Below are 13,362 nucleotides of genomic sequence, written 5' to 3'. Positions count from 1 at the left end.
AATCTGCCGTGGGGAAACGTGTAACGGATGGAAAAAAAAACAGGATCCCAGGATAACGAACTGCTGACTGAAATTGCCGTGGCTTATTATCAGGACGAAATCACTCAGGAGGAGATTGCAAAAAAGTTCGGTATTTCGCGGATTAAGGTCGGGCGTTTACTCAAGCGGGCCAAAGAAGAAGGCATTGTTGAGATCACCGTCCGCTATCATCCGGTATTCAGTACCCGGCTGGAGCAGCAAATGCTGGAGCGTTTCTCCCTCAGCCGTGCATTAATCGCGCTGGATCATCAGGATGAGGAAGAACAGCGGCGTCAGGTAGCAGCATTGGTTTCCGGTTATCTGGCCATGACCCTGAAAGATGATATGGTGCTGGCGGTTGGCCAAGGGCGTAACGTGGCCGCGATTGCCGACCATGTGGGCAGCGTGGCACCAAAAAGCTGTAAATTTATCTGTGGCATTGGGGGAACGCATCGCCCTGGTGACGCTATAAATGCTGATCACATCAGCCGCCGTCTGGCGAAGAAGTTTGGTGGTAGCAGCGAGACGCTGTATGCCCCGGCATATGTCGAAAACCGGGCGCTGAAAGAGGCGTTTATGCAAAACGGTACCATCAAGGAAACCCTGGATCGGGCGCGCAAGGCCGATGTGGCTCTGGTGGGGATCGGTGATATGAACGAAAACAGCTACATGGTAAAGCTTGGCTGGTTTACTCCTCACGAGATCATTGATGCCAGTCTGAATCAGGGAGTGATCGGTGATATCGCCGGTTATGACTTTTTCAATGCGCAGGGGATGCATGTGGATACGGTGATGAACGATCGCGTCATTGGTCTGAGCATTGATGAGCTGCGGAAAATCCCTTGTGTGATTGCCATTGCCTCTGAGAATACCAAAGCGTTGGCTATTCTGGGCGCGCTGCGTACCGGGGCGATCGATATTATCGCGACCAGCGCCCTCAACATCCGCACCATTCTTAATATGTCACAGTAATCGCTGTGGCAAAAAAGGGTTTAACTGCGTCAGGTTAAACCCTTTGCGATTTCCCCTTCTGGTAAAGCTCACCTCCGGCCCTTGTCCGGTGAGCGCTCTAACAACGCAAAGCAAACGACAGCGCTGAGGTTGTCGGTATAATTATCCTCCTGAATTGTCCAATTATTAAAGAGCGATAGCATTTGATGTTATTCCAGTCATTCGGTTGGATAGTTCGCGTCGCCTAATTGTATTGAGCGTTTAAAAGTTAATGCGGCTAATAATAACCAGGAGGAGCCATGTCCAGCTTTGAGCCAGACGCCGTTGGCGCAATCATTCAGCGAGTCTGTGAATATCTGCAACCGGTCTTTAATGCCCTTTTAGCGGGCTCTATGGCGTTATTGAAAGGCGCCTATCTGAATATGCCATCACGCCGCCGGTTATTAAACGCCGGTATTTGTGCCCTGTTGGCATTAACCATTCGGGATCTGTTATCGCTGATGGGTCTGGAGTTGGCATGGGCTAATACCATCAGCGTATTAATTGGTTTTCTCGGCGCAGATTATCTTGGCGATTTAATTAAACGATTTATTGGCAAAAAAACAGGATTTAACAATGATAAGTGAAAACACGGAGATTAAATTCAACGCGCGCAGCGAGAAAAACCTGCTCGGGGTGCACCCCGATTTGGTGCGGGTGATGCGTTTGGCGCTGCGCTATTCGCTGGTGCCGTTCACCGTCACAGAAGGATTGCGCTCCATGGCCCGCCAACGGGATTTGCTGCGTGAGGGAAAAAGCCAAACGCTTAGAAGCCGCCATCTTACCGGGCATGCGGTTGACGTAGTAGCTATGCCTTCAGGGGCGGTGTCTTGGGAATGGGATTACTATGCCCAGATCGCATCGGCGGTGCGGCGTGCCGGGTTAGAGTGCGGTGTTGATGTCGAGTGGGGCGGGGGATGGAAAACGCTGAAAGATGGGCCACATTTCCAATTACCGTTCAAAGATTATCCGGCTTGAGCGGTCAATGGCGACTCCTGAGGTGATCAAAACTGCTGCTTTTCTGTTCGCTTAACTTCCTTTTAACTTTTATTTACAAGTTTCGCCCAAGGTTATGGCACGCTTCAAAGTTTGTGACGATTCTCTCACTATACTAGTTCAGCGATAAAGCCTTACCTCAACATAAAAGAAGAAAGCAAAGGAACCCATAATGGACGAACAGCTCAAACAGAGTGCCCTTGATTTCCATCAGTTTCCGGTCCCAGGGAAGATCCAGGTATCGCCGACTAAACCGCTAGCAACGCAGCGCGATCTGGCCTTGGCCTATTCGCCGGGCGTGGCTGCTCCCTGTCTGGAAATTGCCGCCGATCCGCTGGCTGCTTATAAATATACCGCCAAGGGTAACCTGGTGGCGGTGATCTCCAACGGCACCGCGGTGCTGGGGTTGGGGAATATCGGTGCGCTGGCCGGTAAGCCGGTCATGGAAGGTAAAGGGGTTCTGTTTAAGAAGTTTTCCGGTATTGACGTGTTCGATATCGAAGTCGATGAACTCGATCCTGACAAGCTGATTGACGTGATCGCCGCGCTGGAACCGACCTTCGGCGGCATTAACCTGGAAGATATCAAAGCGCCCGAGTGCTTCTATATTGAGAAGAAACTGCGTGAGCGCATGAAGATCCCGGTGTTCCATGACGATCAGCACGGCACGGCGATTATTACCACCGCTGCGGTGCTCAATGGCCTGCGGGTGGTGAAGAAAAACATCTCCGACGTACGTCTGGTGGTATCGGGGGCCGGTGCGGCCTCCATTGCCTGTTTGAACCTGCTGGTCGCGTTGGGTCTGAGCAAGCAGAACATCACCGTTTGCGACTCCAAAGGCGTGATCTATCAGGGCCGTGACGCCAAGATGGAAGAAACCAAGGCGGCGTATGCCATTGCGGATAACGGCCAGCGTACGCTAGGAGATGCCATTCCCAATGCCGATATTTTCCTGGGTTGCTCCGGCCCTGGCGTGCTGACGCAGGAGATGGTGAAAACCATGGCCAGAGATCCGTTGATCATGGCGCTGGCTAACCCGGAACCGGAAATTCTGCCGCCGTTGGCGAAAGCGGTGCGCCCAGATGCGATCATCTGTACCGGCCGTTCTGATTATCCCAACCAGGTAAACAACGTACTGTGCTTCCCGTTCATCTTCCGTGGCGCGCTGGATGTGGGGGCCACCACCATCAACGAAGAGATGAAGCTGGCCTGCGTGCACGCCATTGCCGATCTGGCGCTGGCAGAGCAGAGCGACGTGGTGGCTTCGGCGTATGGCGATCAGGACCTCTCCTTTGGTCCGGAATACATCATTCCCAAACCGTTCGACCCGCGCCTGATTGTCAAAATCGCCCCGGCGGTAGCCAAGGCAGCCATGGATTCCGGCGTGGCGATGCGCCCGATCGAAGACTTTGATGCCTACGTGGAGAAGCTGACCGAGTTCGTCTACAAAACCAACCTGTTTATGAAGCCGATCTTCTCCCAGGCGAAGAAAGAAGTGAAACGCGTGGTAATGGCCGAGGGTGAAGAAGAGCGCGTACTGCATGCCACCCAAGAGCTGGTATCGCAGGGGCTGGCTTACCCAATCCTGGTGGGCCGCCCAAGCGTGATTGAAATGCGCCTGAAGAAACTCGGCCTGCAGCTGACGCCGGGCAAAGACTTTGAAGTGGTGAATAACGAGTCCGATCCGCGTTTCAATGAATACTGGGGTGAGTATTACCAGATCATGAAGCGCCGTGGCGTCTCCCAGGAGCAGGCTCGCCGTGCGGTGATCGGTAACCCAACGCTGATTGCTGCCATCATGTTGCACCGTGGGGAAGCCGACGCCATGATCTGTGGCACCATCGGCAGCTACCACGAGCATTATGACGTGGTGGAAAAGGTATTCGGGTTCCGTGAAGGGGTACATGTGGCAGGGGCAATGAACGCCTTACTGCTGCCGAGCGGTAACACCTTTATCGCCGATACCTACGTCAACGATGACCCAACGCCGGAACAGCTGGCGGAAATCACCCTGATGGCGGCAGACACGGTACGGCGCTTCGGGATTGAGCCGAAGGTAGCACTGTTGTCCCACTCCAGCTTTGGTTCTTCCAACTGCCCGTCGGCGAGCAAAATGCGTAAAACGCTGGAGCTGGTCAATCAGATGGCACCAGGATTGGAGATCGACGGTGAGATGCACGGTGACGCCGCGCTGGTGGAAAGTATCCGCCACGATTTGATGCCGGACAGCCCGCTGAAAGGCTCCGCCAACATCCTGATCATGCCAAGTATGGAAGCGGCGCGGATCAGCTACAACCTGCTGCGTGTCTCCTCTTCCGAAGGGGTGACGGTAGGGCCGGTATTGATGGGCGTGTCCAAGCCGGTACATATCCTGACGCCGATCGCCTCGGTGCGCCGTATCGTCAACATGGTGGCATTGGCAGTCGTAGAAGCACAAACCCAACCGCTGTAATAGCGTGAAATTGACCCCCTGCGGCTTCGGCTACAGGGGGTTTTTTTATGCGTGGCAGCGTTCGGCAATCGCCTGAATATCGGCAGGCGTGGTTCGGCAACAGCCGCCAATCAAGCGGGCACCGGCATGCTGCCAATCGGCTAACTGATTGATCAGATGCTGCTGGTGGTTACCACAGCTGTGCCAGGTTTTACTCACCGCGTCGTAATGTTCGCCAGAGTTAGGGTAAACCAGTAACGGTTTATCGCTCAGCGAGGCAAGCTGCTGCAACGCCGGAGTGACGTTTTCCAACGCGATACAATTGACGCCAACTGCCAGCACCTGCGGGTTATCGTTAAGCTCAGCCATCACGACGGCCAGCGGCGTGCCATCGCTGAGATGCTGGCTATCGCGCAGAGTGAAAGAGAACCACCCACCCAGCGCTGGGAACTCCTCCAGCAGCGCCAGCAGAGCCTGTAGTTCGGCGAAAGAAGGCAGCGTTTCACATGCCAGCAGATCCACTCCGGCGTTGGCCAGAGCAGTGATACGCGGACGATGGAACGCGATCATCTCTGCTTGCGGTAGATGGTAGTCGCCACGGTATTCAGAGCCGTCCGCCAGGTAGGCACCATAAGGGCCGACTGAACCCGCGACCAGCAAAGGTAATCGCTGTGGGCGCTGGGCCAGATAATCGGCGCGCGCCTGCTGTGCCAGGTGGACGCTCTGGGCGATCAGTGCCAACGATTGCGGCTCATCCAGGCCCCGGCGTAAAAAACCTTGGGGCGTGGCCTGATAGCTGGCGGTAATGGCGCACTGTGCTCCTGCCTTGAAGTAGTCCAGATGCACCTGATAAATCAGCTCCGGGTTTTCAATCAGCACTTTTGCCGACCACAGCGGATCGGTGAGATCGCAACCTCGGGCCTCCAGTTCGGTGGCCATTGCCCCGTCCAAAATCAACGTGCGGTTATCGGCCAGCAAGGCGGCCAGAGGGTTGTTAACCGACATGTTCTTCTCCGGTGTTCAGTAGGTTTTTCTGCCCGGAACGCCGGGTCAGGTAATAGGCCAGATAGCAGATCGCCACAAACGGCAGGCCGCAATACAGCGCCACGCGTTGCTCTGGGTCGAATGCCAGGCCGATACAGGCCAATAAACACAGCGCAAAGCCGACAATAGGCGTCAGCGGATAGCCTGGTGCACGGTATTTCAGCCCTTCAATCGGTTGACCGCTGCGCAGATAACGGCGGCGAAAAACGTAGTGGGAGGCACAGATGCTCAGCCAGACGGCAACGACCGCAAAGCCGGAAATGGCAGACAGTGCGACAAACACCGTATCGGGAGCGATCACGCTGGTCAACAGGGCCAGCACGCCGCCGAGCATGCTGAACGTTAACGCATTCATCGGGATCCCGCGCGCATTCACCCGTGAAAAATAGGCAGGCAGGGTGCGCTGATTAGCCAGCGACCACAGCATGCGCCCTGAAGCATACAGCCCGGAGTTGGCGGCCGAGAGAATGGCGGTCAGGATCACGAAGTTAAAAATATCGGCGGCATAAGGCACCCCAATGCGCTCAAAGACCAGGACAAACGGGCTTTTCACGATCCCCGCCTGCTCCATAGGGATCAGCGCTGCTAGAATAAATACCGTACCGATAAAGAACACCATCAGGCGGACCACCGTGGTGCGGATGGCCCAGGGCACCACTTTTTCCGGATTTTCGGTTTCGCCCGCCGCAATGCCGATCAGCTCAGTGCCGGAGAAGGCGAAATTGACCGCTACCATGGTCATCAGGATCGGTAATGTACCATTGGGCAGCCAACCCGATGAGGTCAGGTTACTCAGGAAGGGCGCTGGCGTGCCGTCTTTCATCGGGATCAGGCCAAACATGGCTGCACCACCCAGCACGATAAACGCCAGAATGGTGATCACCTTGATCAGCGAGAACCAGAATTCACTTTCGGCGAAGAAGCGGGTGGTAATGACATTGAGCAGAAAAATGGCCAGACAGAAAATCAGACACCACAACCAGACCGGTGATTGTGGAAACCAGTATTGCATACAGAAACCAGCGGCGGTCAGGCTCGAACCCAACGCGACGGTCCAGGTCAGCCAGTACAGCCAGGCAACGGTATAGCCGGTAGCCGGGCCAAGATAGCGTGCTGCATAGACGTGAAATGCGCCGGTTTCCGGCATGGCGACGGCAAGTTCCCCCAGACACAGCATGACCAGATAGACCACGACAGCGCCAATCAAATAGGCCAGCAGGGTGCCTAGAGCACCGGTCGTGGAGATGATATAGCCGGTGTTGAAAAACAGACCGGTACCGATCACGCCGCCCAGCGACAGCATCACCAAATGCCGGGCTTTCATGGTGCGTTTGAATTGCCCTTCAGCGGCAGGTTGCATAACACTCTATCCGTATAGACGTCTAAATGGCTATCAGTTATACCCGTTCCATTTCGCGAAATCAACGTAACTCAAAACACGGTAACGAAAAAACGGCTGTCAGCTACCAGGTGCTGCCAATTCCTATATGCAAATGATAATTATTATCTATAATGTCGCCACTTTTGTGTAAGGAAAGACGTCATGAAATTTTTGATAGTGTTTGCAACGCTGGTGCTTACAGCCTGTAGCCAAGGGCCTGTGTCCTCACCGAAAAGCGACATCACCACGCTAGGCAAGATTGTTGATTTGCGCAGTGGCGAGACATTGACGCCGCAGCAGTTACTGACGCGCCTGGCAGATCAGCCACGGGTGATCGTGGGTGAAAAGCACGACAATCCTTATCACCACCAGATCGAACTGTGGCTGGTAGAGCAATTACCCAAGCTAAGACCGCAGGGCAGCGTGCTGATGGAGATGATCACACCCAGCCAGCAAGGCAAAGTGGATGAAGTAAAGCAGTGGCTGCAAACCGAACCGACGGTACGAGATAGCCGCGTAGCTGAACTGACCGCCTGGCAAGCCAGTTGGAAGTGGTCACTGTATGGCGACGTGGTAATGGCGGCGATGCGTGCACCTTATCCTCTGTTATCCGCCAACCTCGATCGCAGCGAAATCATGGCGTTTTATCAGCGGCCCGAATTCCCCAAAGGCCAGCTCTCCGTGCGGCCAGAAGTCCAGCAGGCGCTCGCCGCCACCATCCGTGATTCCCATGACGGCAAAATTGATGCGGTGCAGCTGCATGCCATGCTCGCCATTCAGCAGCAGCGCGATCGCCGTATGGCCGAAAGTTTACTGGCTGCACCCACCCCGGCACTGCTGATGGTGGGCGGTTATCACGCCTCCAGAACGGTCGGTGTGCCACTGCACATCCAGGATCTGCAGCCCGAAGCCAAATTTACGGTGTTGATGCTGGCAGAGCAGGGCGTGGCCATCGATCGGCCTATGGCGGATTACCTGTGGGTCACGCCAACCGCAAAATGATTACGTCAGGATAGCGAAAAGATCTGTCATTAACATTTACAAATGATTATCATTAGCAAATGTGATCTGCAATCATTCGTAATTAGGTAATCTACTATCCCTATGTTTAGTCAGCCTTATGGCCCTCAGGCGGCAACTCTGCCGCAGCCGCGCTGGGGGCGTGGTTTACTGTATGCGCTAGGCATCCATCTGGCGCTGGTATTGCTGTTTTACTGGCCACAAACCTCGCTGCCGCCGGTGCTGATGCCACCACCGGCGATCATGCTCAGTTGGGCGGCGCAGATCGAAGCGCCAAGCCAGCCCAAGCCGTTGCCGCTGGGATTGCAGCAACAGGCGGACAGTTCGGCGGCACAGCCTGCGCAACAGCAGCGGGAGCCGGAGATGCCTGAACTGGCACGTGCCGAAGCGGCAAAAATTGTGGTGGCCGAGCGCAGTAAAAATGCGCATAAGCAGCAGCGCAAAGCGCCGCCAAAGCCGCCAACTCCGATGGAGAAAGAGCAAGACGTCACGCATTCTGCAGCAGCCAGCACGGCGGCACCCAAGGCGCAAAACCTGGCACAGCGCGTGGCGGCACCGTTAAACAGCGATTCTACCGCGCAGGCACAGGCCAAGCTTTCCTGGGAGAGTCAGGTCAAAGGGATGCTCAACCGGGTGAAGCGCTATCCGGCAGATGCCAAACGGCGTCAGCGTTCGGGGGCACCGGTGGTGAGTTTTGTGGTGGATGCTCAGGGGCGAGTGGCCGATGTCGTACTGAAAACGCCCTCCGCTACCGCGTCGTTAGATCGTGAAGCGCTGGCGGTGATATTGCGTGCGCAGCCGTTACCTTCGCCACCGGCGGAGATGCTGCGCCAAGGCAAGATTGCCGTGACCATGGCAGTGGATTTTAACCTGGCGCTGTTGTAAGCCAGCCATAAAGTATTTACCCATCAGGCTTTATCTCTTGTTGTGCGCAACAGGAGAGGGGCAAGCTATGCTCAAATTATCGTGAGGGGTTATGACATTACCTGTTCAATCGGCTCGCTGCCGCAGGCCTTTGGTGACTTATCTACTGATTTCCATGGGGTTATTAAGCTTTATCACCAAGGCGGCGGTGCCGCCGCCCCAGGCTCAAATTATTCCACATAAATTAACCGCCCAGGGCGAAACACGAATCGATAATTATTATTGGCTGCGCGATGATGGCCGCCAGAATAAACAGGTGTTGGCTTATCTGACGGCTGAAAACCGTTATACCGAACAGGTGATGCAGCCACACCAGACGCTGCGCGATCGGTTGTATCACGAGATGCTGGGCCGCATGAGCCCGGAAGATCGCTCGGTTCCCTACCAGCTCAATGGCTACCGCTATCAGGAAAGCATTGATGCGGGTAAGGAGTTTGCCGTCTACCAGCGGCAGCCAGTGGCGGGTGACTCCGCCTGGCAGACGTTGCTGGATGCCAATCAGCGCGCCCAGGGCCAAGATTATTACCGCGTAGGGGGAATGGCGGTCAGTGAAGATAACCGCCGCCTGGCCGTGGCGGAGGATACTCAAGGGCGCAGGCAGTACCGTATTTCCCTGCGCGATCTGGCTAGCGGCGCTTGGGCCAAAGAGGTGATTGAAAACACCTCGGGCAATATGGTGTGGGCCAACGACGGCAACAGCCTGTTCTATGTGCGCAATCATCCCCAAACGCTGTCACCCTATCAGGTTTACCGCCATCAATTTGGTACGCCGGTGGCTGCCGATAAGCTGGTGTATCAGGAAAACGATGGGGCATTTTACCTGAGCCTGGGTCGCTCCTCTTCGCGGGATTATGTGATTGTCACCATCAGCGGGAATACCACTTCCGAAGTGCGTCTGATCGACGCCAACCGGCCGCAAACTCCGGTACAACTTTTTGCCCCGCGTCAGGCCGGGCGCGAATATTACCTCGACCATTATCGGGGTGAGTTTTATCTACGTTCCAATCATCAAAGCCCGCATTTCGGTTTGTACCAGACCGCATCCGCGAGCCAGCCATGGCGGCCCCTGATCGCTCCACAGGCAAACAGTGAGTTGGAAAGCTTTGCCCTGTTTCGTGACTGGCTGGTGGTGAAAGAGCGCAGCGAAGGCCTGGTGCATCTGCGGCAGATTGCCTGGCAAGGGGGCGAGCAACGCAGCATTCCGTTTGATGATGCCAGCTATATGGCCTGGCTGGGCTACAACCCGGACCCGGAAAGTGACCGCCTGCGCTATGGCTATTCGGCCATGACCACGCCAACCAGCACCTATGAATGGGATCTCAACAGCGGCAAACGCGAGTTACTGAAACGGCAGGAGGTGAAGGGCGTAGAACCAGGTCTGTATCACAGTGAGCGTTTGTGGATCACCGCCCGCGACGGAGTAAAGGTGCCGGTCTCGCTGGTATACAACAGCGCCAAATTCAAACCTGGCAAAAGTCCGTTGGTGGTATACGGCTACGGCGCCTATGGCATGAGCATGGATCCTGCATTCAGCGCCAACCGCATTAGCCTGTTGGATCGTGGTTTCGTCTATGCGCTGATCCACGTACGCGGCGGCGGTGAGCTTGGGCAAGACTGGTATCAGCAGGGCAAACTGGCGAACAAGCCAAACACCTTCAACGACTTTATCGATGCCACTCAGGCACTGATCGATAAGGGGGACGGGCAGCCGGGGCGCGTTTACGCGATGGGAGGCAGTGCCGGAGGCTTGCTGGTAGGAGCGGTGATCAATCAGGCTCCCCAACTGTATAACGCGGTGGTGGCGCAAGTGCCTTTTGTCGATGTGCTGACGACGATGTTGGATGACAGCATTCCATTGACCGTTGGCGAATACGAGGAGTGGGGCAACCCCAATCAGCCGCAGCCCTATGCGCTGATCAAGTCCTACAGTCCGTACGATAATGTGCGCGCGCAGCACTACCCGAACCTGTTGGTCACCAGCGGACTTTATGATTCACAGGTACAGTATTGGGAACCCGCCAAATGGGTGGCCAAACTGCGCCAATTCCAGCAGGGGGATGCGGTGTTATTGCTGTCCACGGATATGTCGGCGGGCCACGGGGGGAAATCGGGCCGCTTGAGTCGGTTGGAAAATAGCGCGCTGGAATACAGCTTTATTTTAGCAATGGACGAAAAAACACAAAAATAAGGATCTTGGCCGCGCAGCTTAATGGCTGCGCGGCAGATAATAACCATAATTAATTTCCGCCTACCTGGCGGTATTTTCTGCTGAGCATTGATCACTCACTGATTTTGATAGCAATACTTTAGGGGATATATGAAATTTAAACTGCTTATTGGTGCGGTCGGCACCGGTATGGTTTTGGCTGGCCCGCTGTTGGCCGTAGAAAATAAAGGCCAGGCGGTATTCAGCCCGCTGAACGTTTCGGCGGCGGCTAATAACAGCGAACAGGAGGCATTGGAAAAGCCAGGGGCATTCAGTTCGCGCGACGAAAATAAAAATCTACAGTCGATAGATAATATCCTGCGCAGCATGCCCGGCACCTTTACTCAAATCGATCCCAGCCAGGGGGCGGTCAGCGTCAATATCCGTGGGATGAGCGGTTTTGGCCGGGTAAATACCATGGTTGATGGCATTACCCAGAGCTATTTTGGCACCTCGACCTCTGGCGTGATGTCCCATGGTTCCACCAACAATCAATCCGGCGTGCTGATCGACCCGAATTTTATTGTTGGGGTCGATGTGGCGCGTGGTGAGAACAGCGGTGCATCTGGGGTGAACGCATTGGCGGGCAGCGCCAACTTCCGCACTATCGGCGTGGATGATGTGGTGTTTGCCGATAATCCGTTTGGCGTGCGTACCAAGTTCTCCGTGGGCAATAACGGTATTGGCCGCAGCGGTATGATCGCCGTTGGGGCCAAAGGGGCGGCGTTCACCGATACCGGCAGTTTGGGCGTGATGGCGGCCATTAGCGGCAGCTCCATCTATTCCAACTTCAACAACGGCGACGGCGTGAGCAGTGAAGATTTTGGTTACGACGAGTTTATGAAGCAAAACCCCAAGTCGCAGCTGTTCAAGGTGGATATCAAGCCCAACGAATATCACAGCATTGAATTATCTGCCCGTACTTACCAGAATAAATTCTCGCGCCGCGATATCGACAGCAACGATTTTTATCTCAAATATCACTACGCGCCATTTTCTGAGCTGGTGGATCTGAATATGACCGCCAGCCACAGCAAGGGTAATCAGAAGTATGACAGCGATTCACTGTTCACTTTCTTTAATACCAATGCGGAAAACCGCTCCGACGCGCTGGATATCAATAATACCAGCCGCTTTAGCCTGTGGCAGACCGACGTAGCATTCACCTACGGCGGTAAACTGATGCGCAATCAGTACGACAAGCACGTTGAATCGCAGATTGAGGATCCGCAGACGGCGCATGAGGCGATCGAGAACAACACCTTTGCTCCGTCGGGCGACCAGCGTATCGCCAGCCTGTACACCGGCTTGCAGCTCAACCGTGATATCTACCAGCTCGATCTCAATCTCAATTATGCCAACAACAAGCTCACCGGCTTTAAACCGGCCTGTGATTTGCGGGTGGAGTGTTTTCCGCAGGGCAGTGCCAATATCGATCTGAAGGAGCACGGATTTAACCCGTCGGTGATGCTGTCTGCACAGGTCACGCCTTGGCTGCAACCTTTTGCCAGCTACAGTAAATCGATGCGCGCTCCTAATATTCAGGAAGTGTTCTTCTCTAATTCCGGCGGCGCTTCGATGAACCCGTTCCTGAAAGGCGAACGTTCAGAAACCTGGCAAGCGGGCTTCAACCTCAGCGGCAACGATCTGCTGTTCAAGCAGGACACCCTGCGCTTTAAGGCGGTGGTTTACACCAGTAAAATCAAAAACTATATCTTCAGCGAGTCTTACATGGTGTGCCGCAATGGCCGCAAGTGTAGTTTGGGTGAGAACTTGCAGAATGACTGGAGCGATGCCAGCGAAGAGTTCTCGGATAATATGTATATCTACGTCAACTCCCTGACGCCGGTACGTACCCACGGGGTGGAGCTGGAAGCTAACTATGATGCTGGCCGCGGTTTTGCCCGTGCCTCATTTAGCAAACAGCATACTGACCAACCTACCTCTATCGCCAGTAGCTACTTTGGCGCGGGGGATATCAATGAACTGCCGGACATGTACTTCACGCTGGATAGCGGGTTACGTTTCTTTGACGAAGCGCTGACCGTGGGTAGCATCATCAAATATACCGGCAAGGCTCGCCGCCTTTCTCCTGACTTTGAAATGAGTGAGGAAAACGGGATGTTGATGAAACAGGAGATGCCAAATATTCCCACCGTTATCGATCTGTACAGCACCTATCAGATCAACCGTAATGTTTTGCTGAAATTCAGCGTGCAGAACGTGATGGACAAAAGCTATTCCGACGCGCTTAACAAGCTGAATATGCTGCCGATACAGGGGGATGAGGCAACCGCGGCCAACACCGCCCGCGCGCGGACTTATCTGTTTGGTGGCGAGGTGCGCTTCTAA

General features: G+C 54.8%; 10 protein-coding genes. 8 read left to right on the top strand and 2 right to left on the bottom strand.

Going from position 1 to position 13,362, the window contains the following annotated elements:
• Nucleotides 1–27 precede the first annotated feature (27 nt).
• From D9980_RS12790 to maeB, 4 genes are all read left to right on the top strand, one after another.
• Nucleotides 28–990 carry a sugar-binding transcriptional regulator gene (locus tag D9980_RS12790; RefSeq protein WP_046807976.1) on the top strand — a complete coding sequence of 321 codons (963 nt, stop codon included), beginning with the start codon at nucleotides 28–30 and terminating at the stop codon, nucleotides 988–990.
• A gap of 278 nt (nucleotides 991–1,268) precedes the next feature.
• On the top strand, nucleotides 1,269–1,595 hold the full coding sequence (locus D9980_RS12785) for a phage holin, lambda family (RefSeq protein WP_121607485.1): 327 nt from the start codon (nucleotides 1,269–1,271) through the stop codon (nucleotides 1,593–1,595).
• Nucleotides 1,585–1,986 (top strand): M15 family metallopeptidase, encoded by a 402-nt coding sequence (locus D9980_RS12780; RefSeq protein ID WP_121607484.1) that lies wholly within the window; start codon nucleotides 1,585–1,587, stop codon nucleotides 1,984–1,986. The genes D9980_RS12785 and D9980_RS12780 overlap by 11 nt, the downstream gene beginning before the upstream one ends.
• Before the next feature lie 190 nt (nucleotides 1,987–2,176).
• Nucleotides 2,177–4,456: an NADP-dependent oxaloacetate-decarboxylating malate dehydrogenase gene (maeB, locus tag D9980_RS12775; protein ID WP_121607483.1), complete on the top strand. Its 2,280-nt coding sequence runs from the start codon at nucleotides 2,177–2,179 to the stop codon at nucleotides 4,454–4,456.
• Between the two features lie 45 nt (nucleotides 4,457–4,501).
• Here the strand turns inward: maeB and mmuM are convergent, their stop codons facing one another.
• A complete protein-coding gene (gene mmuM, locus D9980_RS12770) occupies nucleotides 4,502–5,440 on the bottom strand; it encodes a homocysteine S-methyltransferase (RefSeq protein ID WP_121607482.1) in 939 nt (312 codons plus the stop codon).
• The gene (mmuP, locus tag D9980_RS12765) at nucleotides 5,430–6,839 is read right to left on the bottom strand and encodes an S-methylmethionine permease (RefSeq protein WP_121607481.1); all 1,410 of its coding nucleotides are present in this window, start codon (nucleotides 6,837–6,839) and stop codon (nucleotides 5,430–5,432) included. Before mmuP ends, mmuM begins: the two co-directional genes overlap by 11 nt.
• 183 nt (nucleotides 6,840–7,022) lie before the next feature.
• Between mmuP and D9980_RS12760 the strand changes: the two genes are divergently transcribed.
• From D9980_RS12760 to D9980_RS12745, 4 genes are all read left to right on the top strand, one after another.
• On the top strand, nucleotides 7,023–7,862 hold the full coding sequence (locus D9980_RS12760; RefSeq protein WP_121607480.1) for a ChaN family lipoprotein: 840 nt from the start codon (nucleotides 7,023–7,025) through the stop codon (nucleotides 7,860–7,862).
• A gap of 102 nt (nucleotides 7,863–7,964) precedes the next feature.
• Nucleotides 7,965–8,765, top strand: a complete 801-nt coding sequence (locus tag D9980_RS12755) for an energy transducer TonB (protein WP_121607479.1) — start codon at nucleotides 7,965–7,967, stop codon at nucleotides 8,763–8,765.
• A gap of 154 nt (nucleotides 8,766–8,919) precedes the next feature.
• A complete protein-coding gene (locus D9980_RS12750; RefSeq protein ID WP_162304344.1) occupies nucleotides 8,920–10,992 on the top strand; it encodes a S9 family peptidase in 2,073 nt (690 codons plus the stop codon).
• Between the two features lie 129 nt (nucleotides 10,993–11,121).
• Nucleotides 11,122–13,362 (top strand): TonB-dependent receptor domain-containing protein, encoded by a 2,241-nt coding sequence (locus D9980_RS12745; protein ID WP_121607477.1) that lies wholly within the window; start codon nucleotides 11,122–11,124, stop codon nucleotides 13,360–13,362.

Source organism: Serratia sp. 3ACOL1, from assembly GCF_003668775.1.
GTDB classification, from domain to species: Bacteria; Pseudomonadota; Gammaproteobacteria; order Enterobacterales; family Enterobacteriaceae; genus Chania; species Chania fonticola.
The sequence above is the reverse complement of the archived record's forward strand: the minus strand, read 5'-3'. Positions and strand labels throughout refer to the sequence as shown.